At 47.4% G+C, this 15,113-nt stretch carries 18 protein-coding genes; 10 read left to right on the forward strand and 8 right to left on the reverse strand.

Annotated elements, in window-relative coordinates:
* Positions 1-114 precede the first annotated feature (114 nt).
* The 3 genes from BUB81_RS07555 to BUB81_RS07565 form a co-directional block, all read right to left on the reverse strand.
* Complete coding sequence (locus BUB81_RS07555; protein ID WP_073320638.1) at positions 115-936, reverse strand: GH12 family glycosyl hydrolase domain-containing protein; 822 nt, start codon at positions 934-936, stop codon at positions 115-117.
* Positions 937-1,127: 191 nt separating this feature from the next.
* Positions 1,128-1,760, reverse strand: a complete 633-nt coding sequence (locus BUB81_RS07560; RefSeq protein WP_073320641.1) for a tetratricopeptide repeat protein — start codon at positions 1,758-1,760, stop codon at positions 1,128-1,130.
* A 59-nt stretch (positions 1,761-1,819) separates the two neighbouring features.
* Positions 1,820-2,062 (reverse strand): TIGR02647 family protein, encoded by a 243-nt coding sequence (locus tag BUB81_RS07565; protein WP_073320644.1) that lies wholly within the window; start codon positions 2,060-2,062, stop codon positions 1,820-1,822.
* A gap of 173 nt (positions 2,063-2,235) precedes the next feature.
* On the opposite strand from BUB81_RS07565, the gene ubiD reads away from it, so the two are divergent.
* The 4 genes from ubiD to BUB81_RS07585 all read left to right on the forward strand — a co-directional run bounded on the left by ubiD (position 2,236) and on the right by BUB81_RS07585 (position 6,926).
* On the forward strand, positions 2,236-3,717 hold the full coding sequence (gene ubiD / locus BUB81_RS07570) for a 4-hydroxy-3-polyprenylbenzoate decarboxylase (protein WP_073321115.1): 1,482 nt from the start codon (positions 2,236-2,238) through the stop codon (positions 3,715-3,717).
* Between the two features lie 30 nt (positions 3,718-3,747).
* Complete coding sequence (gene fre, locus BUB81_RS07575; RefSeq protein WP_073320647.1) at positions 3,748-4,443, forward strand: NAD(P)H-flavin reductase; 696 nt, start codon at positions 3,748-3,750, stop codon at positions 4,441-4,443.
* Positions 4,444-4,466: 23 nt separating this feature from the next.
* Complete coding sequence (locus tag BUB81_RS07580) at positions 4,467-5,840, forward strand: M28 family metallopeptidase (RefSeq protein WP_073320650.1); 1,374 nt, start codon at positions 4,467-4,469, stop codon at positions 5,838-5,840.
* Between the two features lie 84 nt (positions 5,841-5,924).
* A complete protein-coding gene (locus BUB81_RS07585; RefSeq protein WP_073321118.1) occupies positions 5,925-6,926 on the forward strand; it encodes a type 2 periplasmic-binding domain-containing protein in 1,002 nt (333 codons plus the stop codon).
* An 8-nt stretch (positions 6,927-6,934) separates the two neighbouring features.
* Here the strand turns inward: BUB81_RS07585 and BUB81_RS07590 are convergent, their stop codons facing one another.
* Positions 6,935-7,441 carry a flavodoxin family protein gene (locus BUB81_RS07590; RefSeq protein ID WP_084526319.1) on the reverse strand — a complete coding sequence of 169 codons (507 nt, stop codon included), beginning with the start codon at positions 7,439-7,441 and terminating at the stop codon, positions 6,935-6,937.
* 204 nt (positions 7,442-7,645) lie between these two features.
* On the opposite strand from BUB81_RS07590, the gene BUB81_RS07595 reads away from it, so the two are divergent.
* The 4 genes from BUB81_RS07595 to BUB81_RS07615 all read left to right on the forward strand — a co-directional run bounded on the left by BUB81_RS07595 (position 7,646) and on the right by BUB81_RS07615 (position 9,912).
* A complete protein-coding gene (locus tag BUB81_RS07595) occupies positions 7,646-8,137 on the forward strand; it encodes a hypothetical protein (protein ID WP_073320653.1) in 492 nt (163 codons plus the stop codon).
* Positions 8,130-8,342 carry a helix-turn-helix transcriptional regulator gene (locus BUB81_RS07600; protein WP_073320656.1) on the forward strand — a complete coding sequence of 71 codons (213 nt, stop codon included), beginning with the start codon at positions 8,130-8,132 and terminating at the stop codon, positions 8,340-8,342. The genes BUB81_RS07595 and BUB81_RS07600 overlap by 8 nt, the downstream gene beginning before the upstream one ends.
* A 227-nt stretch (positions 8,343-8,569) precedes the next feature.
* On the forward strand, positions 8,570-8,785 hold the full coding sequence (locus tag BUB81_RS07605; RefSeq protein WP_073320659.1) for a hypothetical protein: 216 nt from the start codon (positions 8,570-8,572) through the stop codon (positions 8,783-8,785).
* Positions 8,786-9,084: 299 nt separating this feature from the next.
* The gene (locus BUB81_RS07615; protein ID WP_073320665.1) at positions 9,085-9,912 is read left to right on the forward strand and encodes a MipA/OmpV family protein; all 828 of its coding nucleotides are present in this window, start codon (positions 9,085-9,087) and stop codon (positions 9,910-9,912) included.
* Between the two features lie 124 nt (positions 9,913-10,036).
* On the opposite strand, the gene BUB81_RS07620 is transcribed toward BUB81_RS07615, so the two are convergent.
* Entirely contained in the window at positions 10,037-10,891 is an 855-nt protein-coding gene (locus BUB81_RS07620) for a LysR family transcriptional regulator (RefSeq protein ID WP_073320668.1), read from the reverse strand.
* A 129-nt stretch (positions 10,892-11,020) separates the two neighbouring features.
* Here BUB81_RS07620 and BUB81_RS07625 point away from each other — a divergent pair, with 129 nt between their 5' ends.
* Positions 11,021-11,725, forward strand: a complete 705-nt coding sequence (locus BUB81_RS07625) for an FMN-dependent NADH-azoreductase (protein ID WP_073320671.1) — start codon at positions 11,021-11,023, stop codon at positions 11,723-11,725.
* A gap of 203 nt (positions 11,726-11,928) precedes the next feature.
* On the opposite strand, the gene BUB81_RS07630 is transcribed toward BUB81_RS07625, so the two are convergent.
* Genes BUB81_RS07630 through BUB81_RS07640 form a run of 3 tightly spaced genes read right to left on the reverse strand, consistent with a single transcriptional unit; the run spans position 11,929 to position 14,004 of the window.
* On the reverse strand, positions 11,929-12,309 hold the full coding sequence (locus BUB81_RS07630; RefSeq protein ID WP_073320674.1) for a VOC family protein: 381 nt from the start codon (positions 12,307-12,309) through the stop codon (positions 11,929-11,931).
* Positions 12,310-12,329: 20 nt separating this feature from the next.
* Complete coding sequence (locus tag BUB81_RS07635; RefSeq protein WP_073320677.1) at positions 12,330-13,508, reverse strand: acyl-CoA dehydrogenase; 1,179 nt, start codon at positions 13,506-13,508, stop codon at positions 12,330-12,332.
* Between the two features lie 22 nt (positions 13,509-13,530).
* On the reverse strand, positions 13,531-14,004 hold the full coding sequence (locus tag BUB81_RS07640; protein ID WP_370240206.1) for an Lrp/AsnC family transcriptional regulator: 474 nt from the start codon (positions 14,002-14,004) through the stop codon (positions 13,531-13,533).
* Positions 14,005-14,123: 119 nt separating this feature from the next.
* Between BUB81_RS07640 and BUB81_RS07645 the strand changes: the two genes are divergently transcribed.
* A complete protein-coding gene (locus BUB81_RS07645; protein ID WP_084526321.1) occupies positions 14,124-15,113 on the forward strand; it encodes a PLP-dependent cysteine synthase family protein in 990 nt (329 codons plus the stop codon).

Below are 15,113 nucleotides of genomic sequence, written 5' to 3' on the forward strand. Positions count from 1 at the left end.
GGGATGACGAGGGGAATGTGGGAGGACGCGAGGGAAGCGGGATGATCTGGGATGACTGGGAGGTCGATGAGGATGGCAGACTTATGCTTAATGCGTAAAAAATAGTTAGATTGTTTAGTGAAAATTCACAGCAAACTTTTTAACCCATGTCATGCCAGAGCCACTCATCACCTCGTTGCCCAACTCGACATCTGCGATATAGAGATCTTCACTTATCAATCCTTCACTAATAGCAAATTGCAATAGTACCAATGCAGGTATCGAAACTTTCATCGATGATTGTTTTAACCGAAAAGACAAACTTGTCCATTTATTGTCATTTACCCCTGATTTGTCATCCCAATCTTCTTGGTACCACACTTCCCAAACCTTACCGCCGAACTGAAACTCACCATATTGTTTACCCGCTGGTTTAAAGTGATTTTTAGTTGAATACGTCCATATCATTACTTCTACAGCAATAAGATCTGACCTGACATCAATGCCTTTGTAAGGCTCGGATATTAACCACATGGTTGTGACATTGTTGTGTTCGCCATTGGACAACACTTCAAGTTCATGGTTTATGTTGAGCGTCTTAAGTTCGCTTACCTTCAGGGGAAATGCATCGTTAAATCGGGGGTAAGGCGCCCAGGGAGAAGCACCTATTTTAATTTGAGGTTGGGAATAAATGACCCGGCGTTCAAAAGGCCAGGACCATGACCAGCCGTATTGGACAATATCGTCTACCGTGCGTTTCTCTATACACTGTTTCCAGGGATCTGTCTCAGCAGCATGCTTATTCCAAACATTGTTTGTGAAAACACCAAGATCTGTTTCCAGATTGTAGTATTCATCGCAACTAATGGTTACGGAATCAGGCTTTATCCACTGCCCCCTGTTTTCCTGAGAACACGAACTTAAAAATACAGCCAAAGCGAAAATTAAAACTTTCATCAATTGTTCCCTTCACATGATTCCTATGCAGCATAACGTTAATAACTCGACGTTACAGATGAAAGTAAAATGGTTCGGCGATATTGACCAATTTTCAATAATGAAAAATTGACCTGCTCGTAACTTGAATAAGCTCTATCAAAATAACTGGGTAGTTAATGCTTTTTCACGGCAAACAGGTACCTGTCGAACTAACTATCCAACGGTTTGCGGGCGGCTCGCACTGCCCGTGGGTGCATTAATTTTTCCAGCTCAGTAAGGTATACCGCGATTTGCGAGTGGGTAGACTTGTCATCGGTTATTGCGTTGTATAACCAGTGATACGCATCCTGATAGTCATAAGGACTGCCGTAGCCATCAATGAATAGCTCAGCTAATTGCATTTGCGCCTTCAAATTCCCAAGCGCGGCAGCTTCGCGTAAAAACATCACCGCGCGCTTTCTGTCCTGCTGCACCAGTGTGCCTTTGCTGTAGTAACGTCCGAGCTGCTCCAGCGCAGCAGGCAAACCTTGGTTTGCAGCCTGACGCATAAAATCTATACCCCGAACCGGGTCAGCTTCTACACATACGCCCCAAGCCAACATATCGCCCCATAAAAATTGATACGCGGGGACTTTCAGTACTTCTGCACGGGCTTCAATATCCTGGTTTAACTGGCAGCGGTCCATCACCACGCGGTCAAGGTGCTCGTTTCGGTTTATCAGGTTAATCAATTCGTCCTGAGTGTATAGCTGTACCGCTTTGACTTCCTGAGCACTGGCCGTCGACACGGGTAACAGCGCGCAAACAAAAGCGAACACGGAGGAACGAACGAAGGTATGCATAATGAATCCTGTTGACGACCAATATCTATGCAAAGGTTATCGGCCGCCGGAATAAAAACCTAATTAAATTTAATACACATGGCACTGTTGATGCGCCTTGTGTGTTCTACCACATCGACACCAAGATCGGTAAGGTAACCGCCGTCGACCTGGGTAATTAACCCTTTAGTGTAAAGTCTGGAAGCGGCTTCTACGATTGCCTGACTGGCATCGTGGTGGATTTTAAGTCCCTGCATCAGGCTTTCCGCAGGAAACTTTAACAATAAATTCAGCTCTTCAATTACATCGTGGGTAAAGGCCATAGTGTCTCCAGGCAATTTATTATTTACAGCCAGTATGCGCCGATTAAACGGCCATGTCATCAATTGTAGATCCTGTTCAGGCTATCGCGAGTTTTTTGTTATGCATCAATGTGATCGGCTTGGTCGCTTTGATGGTATACTGCCTGAGCTACAGCAGTGTGAGTTTGTTCATAATGAAATACAAAGATCTTCGGGATTTTATCAGGCAACTTGAAGCCAATGGTGATCTGGTTCGCATATCCCACCCAATCGATACGAAATTAGAAATGACCGAAATTGCTGACCGCACGCTGCGGGCAGGCGGTCCTGCGCTTCTATTTGAAAACCCTAAGGGGTTCGATACGCCCGTATTAATGAATCTGTTCGGTACGCCCGAACGGGTGGCGCTGGGCATGGGGCAAAGCTCAGTATCAGCTCTTCGGGAAGTGGGTAAACTCCTGGCGTATTTAAAAGAACCTGAGCCACCTAAAGGGCTGAAAGACCTGTGGGAAAAACTCCCGGTATTCAAGCAAGTGTTGAACATGCCGGCTAAAGAAGTGCGCAAAGCGCCTTGTCAGGCCAATGTTATCACCGGTGACGATGTGGACCTGACCAAGCTTCCCGTACAACACTGCTGGCCTGGCGACGTAGCCCCCCTGATTACCTGGGGCCTGACAGTGACTCGCGGGCCACATAAAAAACGCCAGAACCTGGGTATTTATCGCCAGCAAGTACTCGGCAAAAACAAATTAATCATGCGCTGGTTGTCACATCGCGGTGGCGCGTTGGATTTCCGCGAATGGTGTCAGACATACCCTGGTAAACCCTACCCGGTCTCTGTGGCTTTAGGGGCCGATCCTGCGACCATTTTAGGTGCAGTTACCCCAGTGCCAGATACCTTGTCAGAATACGCCTTTGCCGGCTTGTTGCGCGGCGATAAAACCGAAGTCGTGAAATCTATCAGCAACGACTTGCAAGTGCCGGCTTCTGCAGAATATGTGCTGGAAGGCTACATTGACCCGAATGAAACGGCACCTGAAGGGCCTTACGGCGACCATACCGGCTACTACAACGAAGTCGACGACTTCCCGGTGTTCACCGTGACGCACATCACCCATCGCGACAATCCGATTTACCACTCGACGTATACCGGACGTCCGCCAGATGAGCCAGCCATTCTGGGTGTGGCACTGAACGAAGTGTTCGTGCCCATTTTGCAAAAGCAATTCCCGGAAATCGTAGATTTCTATTTGCCGCCAGAAGGCTGCTCATACCGCATGGCGGTAGTCACTATGAAGAAACAGTACCCAGGCCACGCTAAACGGGTCATGATGGGCGTCTGGTCGTTCCTGCGTCAGTTCATGTATACCAAGTTTGTTATTGTGTGTGACGACGACGTAAATGCCCGCGATTGGCAGGATGTTATTTGGGCAATCACTACCCGAATGGACCCCGCCCGTGATACAGTGATGATTGAAAACACCCCCATTGATTATCTGGATTTTGCGTCACCGGTTTCCGGCTTGGGCTCCAAAATGGGTATGGACGCGACCAATAAAATGCCAGGTGAAACCGACCGGGAATGGGGCGTGCCTATCGTAATGGATGACGACGTTAAACGCCGTGTTGACGAACTATGGGATGAACTGGGCATTATGCCCGGTAAGCCCCAATAACCTTGATTTACACAAAGAGATTCTATTTTCATGTCACAAATTAGATGCCAGGTGGAAAGCATTGCACCGCTGACCAGCACCGTTTTTCGGGTCGATCTGACCCCCGATGTTTCATTAGACTTCAAATCTGGTCAGTATGTGCTGGTGCACATGGGTGAAAAAGACCAGCGCCCGTTTTCAATTGCGAATGCTGCTCACGACAACAATCGTCTGGAACTGCACATCGGTGCCGAGCCTGGTAACAAATATGCTGGTGAAGTCCTTGAGCGTGCTCGTCAGGAGAAAGCCATCTACATTTCTGGCGGTCATGGTGAAGCCTATTTACAAGCTACCGACAAACCCATTGTGCTGATTGCGGGTGGCACGGGTTTCTCCTACGCTTATTCGATTCTGATGCAATCCCTCAAAGAAGATCCTAACCGCGACATTACCCTGTACTGGGGTGGCCGCCATTTAGATGACCTGTACTATCACGACGAATTGGTTTCTTTAGCCGCTCACCACCCGCATTTCACCTTTTTGCCTGTGGTAGAGTTTGCAGAAGAAGACTGGCAGGGTCGTAAAGGCTGGGTTCATCACGCAGTACTGACAGACTATGCCGATTTATCTGGCGTACAGGTATACATTGCCGGTCGCTTCGAAATGGCCAAAGTCGCTCGTGATGATTTCTTTGCTCGCGGCCTGTCGAAAGACGATCTGTTCGGAGATGCCTACGCCTTTATCTAAACCGACAGAATAAGGTGGTTAGAATGAAAAAAATAACACTTCCACTCGCAGTTGCCGCATTGCTTTGCAGCGCAACTTCTTTTAGCGCTGAACTGGCGTATACCGACCAGGACAGGCTGCATGACATTGCAGCCGATGTGTCAGCCGAACGGATTGAACAGGATATCCGCAAATTAGTGGGATTTGGTACCCGCCACACCCTGTCTGACACAAAATCAGACACGCGTGGTATTGGCGCAGCCCGCCGATGGATAAAGCAGGAATTCGAAAAGATTTCGGCGGCCTGCGGCAACTGCCTGGAAGTGTATTATCAATCGGCCACCATTAGCGGTGAAAAGCGCATCCCTGACGCGACTGAAGTGGTCAGTGTCATTGCTATTCAGCGCGGCATTACCGACCCGGGTCGCTACGTCATAATGTCGGGCGACATTGACTCCCGCGTATCAGACGTCATGGATGCCACTTCAGATTCGCCGGGCGCAAACGACAATGCATCGGGTGTTGCGGGCACCCTTGAAGCTGCACGTGTGCTCAGCCAGTACCGCTTTAACGGCAGTATTGTTTACGCCGCGCTGTCGGGTGAAGAACAAGGCCTGTTCGGCGGCAGAATTATGGCCGAACAAGCGCAAAAAGACGGCTGGCGTATTAAGGCTGTGTTAAACAACGACATGATCGGCAACATTGAAGGCATTAATGGTGTTATCAACAACACCACTGCCCGGATTTTCGCCGAAGGTACTCGCCAAACAGAAACCGAGCGCGACGCGCGTGTTCGTCGCTTCACGGGTGGTGAAGTCGACTCTCCCAGCCGCAATCTGGCGCGTTACATTGATTTAATTGCTGACCGGTACATTGAAAACCTGGACACCATGGTGATTTACCGACTCGACCGCTTTGGTCGCGGCGGCCACCACCGCCCGTTTAATGATTTAGGTTACCCGGGTGTACGCATCATGGAGACCAATGAGAACTACAATCGCCAGCATCAGGACCTGCGCACTGAAGACGGCATTGAATACGGTGACACCATCGATGGCGTAAACTTTGATTACGCAGCCAAACTTACTGCACTTAACGCCACCAGCCTTGCCAGTATGGCGTGGGCGCCAAACCCGCCGATTAATGTAAGCATTAAAGGCGCGGTACAACCCTCAACAACACTGAGCTGGGACGCCCTTGATGCCAAGCAGAATCCACACCTTGCCGGCTATAAAATTTACTGGCGCTACACCGACGCCCCGCAATGGCAATTCAGCCGCTTTGTGGGCGATGTCACCAGCTTTACACTGGACAATGTAGTGATCGACAACTATTTCTTTGGCGTAGCCAGTGTAAGTAAAGACGGTTTTGAAAGCCCAGTGGTATTCCCCGGCGCTGCAGGTGCATTCGGCGAATAAAGCCCTGCCAAGTGTTATGAACAAGCGGGCGCTCTGCGCAGGCAGACGTTCGCACACCGTCGCAACCAAAGGTAAATGAATGTTATGGCAAATCGAGTACGAGCGGGTCTGTTGAGTTTTATATCAGCGTTGCTTACCAGCACAGCGGTATATGGCGCCGAACCATTAAATCTGGTCGCAAACCCACTGCCCACCTTGGTTGCCGAAGATAACGAGCCAGCTCGCATCAACGTACTCATTACCGAAGCGTTATCGAGCATCGACTTACCCGCTTCGTTACATATCGACCGCCCGGCATTTTCAGGTAGTGGGCTGCTCACTGGCAAATACGACGGCGAATATGCCTTTTTATCGCTGAATGACAAACGCGCCGGCTTCCTGTATTCCGACGCTTATCTACCGGTAAATTTATATTTGGCTAGTCGAAAAGAGGCACTGGACGACATCAGCCATTTCTCTCATATTCGCAATGGTCGGGTGGCTGCGGAGAACCGACTGGCTAATACACCTCCCCTGCGTTTGGTTAAAGCCGTATCCTGGGTCAGAAATCCAACCGTTTTCGACAGCTTTAAGCAGCTTTCAGAACAGCGCGCAGAATACCTGTTGGAAGACGAATTGTTGCTGAGGGAGTTCAACAGGCTATTAGTTGAATACCGCGAACGACCACTGTATAGCTCAATAAAACCCATTATTCAGGCGAGCTTGCATCTGAGTATCCGCGCTGACCATCCACAAGCACAAAAGGCAATAAACGCTTTCAACACGTACATTGCAAACGCGCAGCATGATGGCAGCTACAACAAGATTCTTGGCTTGTCCTGGATTTCAAAAGACGTAGACGATGATGGCGTGGCAGATTGGATAACCAGTTCGAGCGTGCCGCATCCGCTCTCATCCACAGACGCGTTAACAGGTGCCTTTGCGTTGGACTCAACCATGCCGTCTCAAGCTTCAAAATACCTGGTAGATGGCGAAGTGCTGCCTGACTGGGCCGCTGTTCAGGCAAAATTAGCCGGCGCCCCTACAACACCAAGAAAATCCTATCTTGATCACGAAGTCTACAAACGCATGATGAATCGCTGGTAACGGCAATATCAATAGCCTTTGATTAGTTCAGCAAAGTTCGAAATGGCGACTTTATGTTGTGATTCGTTAAAGCCATCCGGACACTGACAATACAGTGGCGGCAACATTTGCATGCCAAGGTAGTCACCAATACGTTGGAATTGTTCAGTAAAGCAAGCCGGTAATTCAGAATCTGTGCCGGTCGCGATTACCGCAAACCGCTTCCCTCTTAACGCTCTGCCCATTTCTTTTTCTATTGTGAGCAAGTCGGTAAGCCGGTCTATAAACACTTTGAGTTGTGCCGACATCGAATACCAATACACCGGGGTGGCAAACACAATAAACTCACTAGCGATCAAGTCGCTGAGAATGTGTAAAAAATCGTCTTGCTTATTGCCATGTTCATAGTCGAAATACGACAGCTGCTTTTCAGACAAGTCTATTACCGTTGCAGGCTCGAAGGTAACGAGTGAATTCACTAGGGCTACTGTATGCCCGTTTTGCCGGGAAGACGCGACAACCACACTGATAGCCATACCTTTCCTTCCGTAGATAAAAATCACTATTAAAAACAATAGAGTATCACCAAAATCATTAATCGCGACTAGAAAACAAACAAAAAGTACTTGCCATATGTGATACCCAAAGGTAACAATAGATACCTATAGGTTACATTTGATAGTTTAGGGTATCAGCTCACTAACGAGTTCGGCACCCACGGTCAAAAAAGGAATGACATCATGACAGCAACGCAAGTAAACACACTATCGATCGCAGAAAAAGAACAGCTTTACCTCAACCTAACCGGTAAATGCAGCATTGCACTCGCCTGCTTTTGGGCGCTGTTAACGGTAGAGGATGCCAATGTATTTAACGACGGTATTTTTCATTGGATATTCGAAGGAACATTGCTGGTCTGCCTGATTAGTCTTATTTGCTTTGCAATAAAAAGCTGGTCCTACAAAGGGCAATTTCACACCAAAGCATTCTGGACAATGCAATTTTCAGATGAATATACCGATTACGTATCGTCACTGAGTATTCGTCTGGCGTTTATGGTGATGTCGATTGGCTTAATGATGTTGGTTGTTTTCGGCGATAGCCAGTGGTTTTATGACCTGGCAGGCGAAAATGCGCTGTTAAGCCTAGCGCAGATAGTGCTGTCACTGAGCTTCTTACTGCACGGCATTGTTGTACTGGTAAAACTACAGGGTAACGACAACGATGAATGAAGAACTAGACAACCACATTCACAAGTTACGCCTGCAACACAAACTGTCTCAACAGGACCTCGCTACCGCTATTGGTGTTTCAAGAAAAACCATTAGCACGGTCGAAACGGGTCGCTTCACCCCCTCAGTGGTGATTGCGCTTAAAATTGCCGAGTACTTTAATGTTCCAGTCGAGTCGGTATTTGAACTGAAAAAGAGCCAGTAACGGTACGATAAAAACGCCGTACTCCCAACTACTCCGTCACCCCGGGCTTGACCCGGGGCCGTGAACCGGGGCCGTGACCCGGGGCCGTGAACCGGGGCCTACGCCCCAAAAAATCATCACGGCTAACACAGCAACATTCTGATCTCGCAGTCAGTAGTTTCCCATTGTTTGACCAACCATACTGTTTATGAAGCATGTGCTTCGTTAACCCCCTTAGGAAAAAGAATATGGAAAACACTGCAATTCAAACTCTCTCGCCCCAGGAACTGGAAGCGGTATCTGGTGGCATATCTAATGATACTGGCTATGGTGCGTCGCTGGCTGCATCAATCTTTTTTACCGGTGTTCTGCTGGTTCCGGGCATCGGTGCTACAGTAGCGCTTACCGCATTCAGTGCATCACTCATATCCAGCGGATATGCACTGCATTATGGCACTCATTAAATTACATGATGGTAATACGCGTCAAACCATATTGCTGAAGAAAATAGCAGGTAGTATTTTGTTTTCAGTTGCATGTGGATTGGCGATTATTACCCTATTTGACTTAGATAAATCGTCACTGCTTGCAGTGAGCACCTGCGTTTTCATTTGTAATATGCTGGAGCAACAGTGGCAAAAGTTTGTCCTGTAGAGGTCAAAATCAATCCGTTGAATGCTGAACTTATCGGCATTCACTTCCGTATACCCACCTATAAAAATTTAACTACACTTTACATACCCAACTTTTGGAAATTGCCATCATGAAAAATCACATTGCCAGGGCACTGTTAATTTGTGCAGGGTTGCTTGCCTCATACCCAGCGATTGCTCAGAACACGGATACTGCTTTGGTTCCACTGCCCTCGCTAGACGACTTTACTAAAGGTGAAGATGGCTGGGCAGTTGGCCTGGGGCTCGGTGTCGAATACGAGACCGCCTACGAGGGTTCTGATGAATTTGGCTTTGAAATTCAACCTGCCGGGGCCGTGCAATGGCGTAGTGGTGACAATATCTTTTACTTCGCCGGTGAAGCCTTTGGCTGGCGTGGACGTCGCGATGACGTCTGGCTATTTGAAGCATTATTAGGCTTCGAAGAGGGCCGCGAAGAAGGTGATTCTGACGAGGGCTATCTGGACGGATTAGGTAGTCAGGAAGAAGGCTTTGAAGCAGTATTTCAGGCCCGTCGGGCATTCAGCACAGATTGGCGGTATTGGTTAGTGGGGAGGGTAGTCACTGGCGGTGATGGTAATCTGGGTTTATTTGGCATTGGCCGCCGTTTCGGGGATCAAACTGATGGCTCCGGCTCTGAAATTAACCTGGTTGCAGTATTCCACGACAGCGAATACGCCAACAAAGGATTTGGTATAAACGATGCGCAATCGGCTGCATCAGGACTTGATGCTATTTCGCTAAGCGGCGGCTTGCGTTCTATTGGCGTAGATTACAGTTTCCGCTACTACGTCAGGGAAAATTGGCAAATTTACGGTGAAGCCCTGTTTGAATACTACAGCAGTGAAGTGCAGAAAAGTCCTATCGCCCGCAGCGATTATGAAGCTGAGGTAGGAATTGGGTTTATTTACGTTTTTTAGATATACAGTACGTTATAGCGGCGCAGATTGTTAGCACTGGGTATCGTCTACTAAGAGCGAAAAGTGACATTTAAGCGTATTAACTATTCAAGAGTTACTGTTAGGTTCGTTGTAACCTCTTGCTTTATGAGTCTCTGATGATGTGTCCCAGCCATTCTACAAAGTTAACATTAGTTCGGTTTCGACGTTTTGATCTTTCTGGAATGTAATAGCAAAGTGCTGAATCAACAGCCTTTGTATTCAGTTCTGTAAGTACCCCGGCCTTAATATAACTTTTCACGAGCGTAGCTGAGCAAAACACCAATGCATTTTCAAGCAGTGCCTGTTGGATACCAAATAGTTCCTGATCAAATGTTTTGACTGTGACAGGCTTATTCTGCAAACCATTAAGCTCAAGCCAGGCCTGAAGAGGCACTTTAGGCAGTTCAATATTCTTCCATTCGGTTGTGTAAATAGTTAAATGTTCGGCCCGCTCGTGCTGGTGTACCGACTGGACACTGCAAAATGTATTAAACCTTTCAGAGCTGAGAATATCATCTTCATTCTGCCTTGCTTTGTCACCAAACCTAATGGGCAAACTGTAACTATCCGTATCGATACTTTCGCCACTTGTTATATTTATCTGAACATCAGGATGCTTTCTATAAAAAGCATGTAGTGATGGAATTAGCACCAATCCAGCAAATGACGATGTAGTAGATACTCTGATGTGCTTATTATTGAACACTATGTTTTCAATAGCAGTCTCAATAGTTTGAAACCCTTGGCAAGTAGCAACTGAAAGCTCTCTCCCCACTTCGGTTAGCGCTACCCTCCTTGCGGCGCGTTCAAACAGAGTCACACATAAACGCTGTTCCAGATTAGAGATATGATGAGATACCGCAGTAGGAGAAATGGATAATTCAGCCGCCGCTGCCTTAAAACTCCCAAGCCGTGCTGCAGCGTCAAATGCTCTCAGTGCGGGTAAAGAAACCTGCATAACATCCCCTTTCGTCAGAATTCCATGCAAGATGAATTTTACTCATCATTAGTTGCATTTTATTCGTTTGTCACTAATGTTCAATCGTTTCAGAATCACAACTCATCTTAACCAAAAAAGGTATTAGTAATGAGTGTTATATTACATATAGATTCAAGTGTCAGAAAGATATCCAATACAAATTCTGATCATGACTCAATCTCTAAAAATCTGGCAAAACTGTTTATTACACAATTAAAAAACGAAACAAACATAGATGAATATATCTATCGTGATATTGGTGTTAATCCGCCTCATTTTATTACTCAGGACTGGATTGGTGCAGTGTTTACACCTACGGCCAAAAGGAACAAACAGCAATTGCAGACCCTGGCGCTATCAGATGAGCTTATCGGTGAAGTAGAGCGCGCTGAACTCATTGTCATATCATCGCCTATGTATAATTATGGTATGCCTGCCCAATTAAAGGCATGGTTTGACCAAATTATAAGAATAAATAAAACTTTCGACTTTGACTTAGCTCGAGGCGATCAGCCGCTGAAACCACTGTTATCTCATAAAACCTTAGTCATTATTACTTCAAGTGGCGAATTCGGCTTTGACAAGGGTGGTATTAACGAAACATCAGGCCACTTGGTACCGCATATACGCACACTAAGTAAATATCTCGGTGTGACAAATATTTACGAGATTGCTTCGGAGTATCAGGAGTTTGCCGACCATCGGCACGAACAATCATTACAGAATGCCAAAAACAGAGCCAGGGCACTGGCAAACCAACTAGCGACAACCCTGAATGAAAACAGTCAATCTAAAAGGTGTGAGCAATTTTAAATCAGATAAAACAGTGCCGTTCTGACCTACAAACACAATTTAACGACTGTTGGGATGTTATGCAGAGCAGTTTCATCCTGCACATTTCAACGCAATCTCAGCGACGGCATAAAGGTGGATTGATGTTTAAAATCTGTAAGTAGTGGGGTGTCACTAAAGCGTTCTAAAAAAGCACGCCTATGATGTATATCCCAGTCAAATTTTTACTCCGTTACATTAATCCGCCAGGGCGGATTCAAACGGTTTTTGCCGGCCCAATACAGTTTTATTTTGTTCCCTGAAGGGTCAAGAACAACAGCTTCGCGCCATAGATACCGCTCAGTTTTGGGGAGTTGCTCAAACTCCACGCCTTTGGTTTGCAGTTGTTCTACCCATTCATCGAGTTGCTCATGCTCAAAGTAAATCACAGCCTGCTGCGAGCCGCAGTCTTCGCTTAATGACAACGAAAACGTGGCGTCACCTTCAGGACAGGAAAAACGAGCGTATTGGGGAGTATCTACTATTAAAGTAAATCCCAGCTTTAAGTAAAACGCCACCGACTCAGGCATATTGGTGACGGGCAGCGTTACCTGGTTGAGGTTCATTTCACGTCCTTGTTTAACAATTAGAAAAAGGCTTGTAAGCCGGTTTGCGCGCGCCCCAGAATCAAACCGTGAATATCATAAGTACCTTCGTACGTATTCACTGTTTCGAGGTTGATCATATGACGCATAATATGAAACTCGTCGGCAATACCGTTACCGCCATGCATGTCGCGAGACTTGCGAGCAATATCGAGCGCTTTGCCGCAGTTGTTGCGTTTAATCAGAGAAATCATAGCAGGGTCGTAGTCGCCACTGTCAATTAACTGCCCTACCCGGTAAGCCGCTTGCAGCCCCAGTGCAATTTCAGTTTGCATGTCAGCCAACTTGGTTTGAAACAGTTGTGTTTGGGCCAGAGGCTTACCAAACTGCGTACGCTCTAATCCGTATTGTCTTGCTGCATGCCAGCAAAACTCAGCCGCGCCCATTGCGCCCCATGCAATACCGTAACGTGCCATGTTTAAACAACTGAATGGGCCTTTTAAACCGGATACGCCAGGCAGCATGTTCTCTTCTGGCACAAACACGTTGTCCATGACAATTTCGCCGGTGATCGACGCCTTTAGCGATAGCTTGCCATGGATTTCTGGCGTGCTTAAGCCAGACATTCCGCGCTCAAGCAAAAAGCCGCATATCGCGTTATCCATGTCAGTATTTTTTGCCCATACCACCATCACGTCGGCAAGCGGCGAGTTGGTGATCCACATTTTGCTGCCAGTGAGCTTGTATCCACCTTCCACTTTTACCGCACGGGTTTTCATCCCGGCGGGATCAGACCCGGCGTCGGGTTCGGTTAACCCAAAACAACCAATCAACTCACCGGTCGCCAGACCCGGTAAAAACTTCTGCTTTTGCGCTTCGCTACCAAACTTATTGATAGGATGCATCACCAGTGAAGACTGCACACTCATGGCACTGCGGTAGCCACTGTCTACCCGCTCGACTTCCCTTGCAATCAGTCCGTAACCTATATAACTCAACCCGGCACACCCATAACCATCAATGGTTGAGCCCAGCATGCCCATTTCGCCAAACTGGCGCATAATAGCCGGGTCAAACTTACCCTCTCTGTTAGCCTGTAAAATACCCGGTTGCAGCGTCTCCTGGCAAAACTGATGGGCAGTGTCCCGCAACATGCGTTCTTCATCAGAAAGTTGCTTGTCGAGCATGAGTAAGTCCTGCCAGTAGGGATTGGCGGCCATAGTTGTCTCCTGTTTTTATTCGTTACATTTGGTTTAAAGGCAGTGACGTGGTGTATTTAATTTGTTCCATGGCAAAACTGGACGTGACATCACCTAAGTTCACCCCTTTGATAAGGCGTTTGTAAAAGTGATCGAAACGCTGCATGTCCGCCACCATCACTTTCAGCAGATAGTCGTATTCACCAGACATGCGGTAAAACTCCACGACTTCTTCAAACGCACTGCAATGTTCAGCAAATTGCGTTAACCATTTGTCGTCATGCCGCGCGGCTTTTACCTGCACAAACACTGTGAGATTTAACCCAAGCGACTGGGCGTCGAGTAACGCAACGCGTCGTTGTATAAGCCCTTGCTCTTGCAAACGCTGAATGCGACGCCAACAAGGCGTGGCGGTTAAACCCACTTTTTCCGCAATATCTTGTATCGCAATATCAGAATCGGCTTGAAGGAGACTTAAAATCTCCTTATCAACCGAATCAAGAGTAATATTTTTCAACTTATCTTCATTGAGTAGAATTAATTTTTAAAAATAGTGACATTATCTGAATTTGTTAGCAATTAATTTCGACCGATGTTGCGATACTGGTGTTATGTTTAATTGCCAGAACCAGCTGCATGAATAATACGCTTTCCTTTCCACACCGCGTTGCGCCACGTCAACGCGTGGTGCAATGCATTACCGAAACCATTGGCAATACCCCTATGCTCCAGTTACAACGTTTGTGCAATGAAGAAGGCACGTTAGGACAGGTGTTTGCCAAACTTGAGTATTTCAACCCGGCAGGCTCAATCAAAGATCGTGCGGCAAAAGCCATGTTCGAGCATATTTTGAATACCCACCAGCACGCTAAGCTAAACGTCATTGAAGCGACTTCGGGCAACAGCGGTGTAGCTTGTGCGTGGTTAGGGGCCATTCATCAGGTTCCGGTAACCATAGTGATGCCTGAACATATGTCCAAAGAGCGCCAGCAGTTGATTCGTTTTTACGGGGCGAACCTGGTGCTCACGTCTGAAACAGACGGGATGCCCGGGGCCATGGCAGTAGCGGAAACACTATTAAAAACGGTTGAAGGCGCGGTATCGATGGACCAGTTTGCTAACCCGGTCAATGCTGCCGAACACGCCAGAAGTACTGCCCGCGAAATATGGCAGGACATGGGTGAAGATATTGATGTTGTCGTCACCGGAATGGGCACAGGCGGCACTGCCACGGGTATTGGTCGCTTTTTAAAACAGCAGGACGCTTCAATAGAAATTGTGATAGCAGAACCCAGCAACTGCCCGTTACTTAGTGAAGGCAAAGCAGGCTCACACGGTATCCCTGGCGTTCACCCAGGTTTAATTCCGCCTTTGCTGGATAAGCGTTTTATCGATAAGGTACTGACGGTAACTGATGACGCTGCACTCGATACCGCGCGTCGGGCAGCCAGAAAAGAAGGGATAGCCGTTGGCATCTCAAGCGGCGCGACCCTATCGGTTGCGCTATCGCTTGCCAGGCAACCCGCTTACCGGGGTAAGAAAATTGTTGCTATTGCGGCCGACGGTGCCGAGCGTTACTTCTCAACGCCGCTTTTTTCTCAATTGCCCTGCGACCTGACAGCCTGA

Source organism: Marisediminitalea aggregata (genome assembly GCF_900129565.1).
Lineage (GTDB): Bacteria > Pseudomonadota > Gammaproteobacteria > Enterobacterales > Alteromonadaceae > Alteromonas > Alteromonas aggregata.

Coding starts and splice junctions, on each gene's coding strand:
- BUB81_RS07590 (WP_084526319.1), bottom strand. CDS start 7,441: ATGGCTATCAGTGTGGTTGTCGCGTCTTCCCGGCAAAACGGGCATACA.
- BUB81_RS07585 (WP_073321118.1), top strand. CDS start 5,925: ATGGCAAATCGAGTACGAGCGGGTCTGTTGAGTTTTATATCAGCGTTG.
- BUB81_RS07635 (WP_073320677.1), bottom strand. CDS start 13,508: ATGGCCGCCAATCCCTACTGGCAGGACTTACTCATGCTCGACAAGCAA.
- ubiD (WP_073321115.1), top strand. CDS start 2,236: ATGAAATACAAAGATCTTCGGGATTTTATCAGGCAACTTGAAGCCAAT.
- BUB81_RS07565 (WP_073320644.1), bottom strand. CDS start 2,062: ATGGCCTTTACCCACGATGTAATTGAAGAGCTGAATTTATTGTTAAAG.
- BUB81_RS07555 (WP_073320638.1), bottom strand. CDS start 936: ATGAAAGTTTTAATTTTCGCTTTGGCTGTATTTTTAAGTTCGTGTTCT.
- BUB81_RS07605 (WP_073320659.1), top strand. CDS start 8,570: ATGGAAAACACTGCAATTCAAACTCTCTCGCCCCAGGAACTGGAAGCG.
- BUB81_RS07600 (WP_073320656.1), top strand. CDS start 8,130: ATGAATGAAGAACTAGACAACCACATTCACAAGTTACGCCTGCAACAC.
- BUB81_RS07630 (WP_073320674.1), bottom strand. CDS start 12,309: ATGAACCTCAACCAGGTAACGCTGCCCGTCACCAATATGCCTGAGTCG.
- BUB81_RS07625 (WP_073320671.1), top strand. CDS start 11,021: ATGAGTGTTATATTACATATAGATTCAAGTGTCAGAAAGATATCCAAT.
- BUB81_RS07595 (WP_073320653.1), top strand. CDS start 7,646: ATGACAGCAACGCAAGTAAACACACTATCGATCGCAGAAAAAGAACAG.
- BUB81_RS07580 (WP_073320650.1), top strand. CDS start 4,467: ATGAAAAAAATAACACTTCCACTCGCAGTTGCCGCATTGCTTTGCAGC.
- BUB81_RS07615 (WP_073320665.1), top strand. CDS start 9,085: ATGAAAAATCACATTGCCAGGGCACTGTTAATTTGTGCAGGGTTGCTT.
- BUB81_RS07620 (WP_073320668.1), bottom strand. CDS start 10,891: ATGCAGGTTTCTTTACCCGCACTGAGAGCATTTGACGCTGCAGCACGG.
- BUB81_RS07560 (WP_073320641.1), bottom strand. CDS start 1,760: ATGCATACCTTCGTTCGTTCCTCCGTGTTCGCTTTTGTTTGCGCGCTG.
- BUB81_RS07645 (WP_084526321.1), top strand. CDS start 14,124: ATGAATAATACGCTTTCCTTTCCACACCGCGTTGCGCCACGTCAACGC.
- fre (WP_073320647.1), top strand. CDS start 3,748: ATGTCACAAATTAGATGCCAGGTGGAAAGCATTGCACCGCTGACCAGC.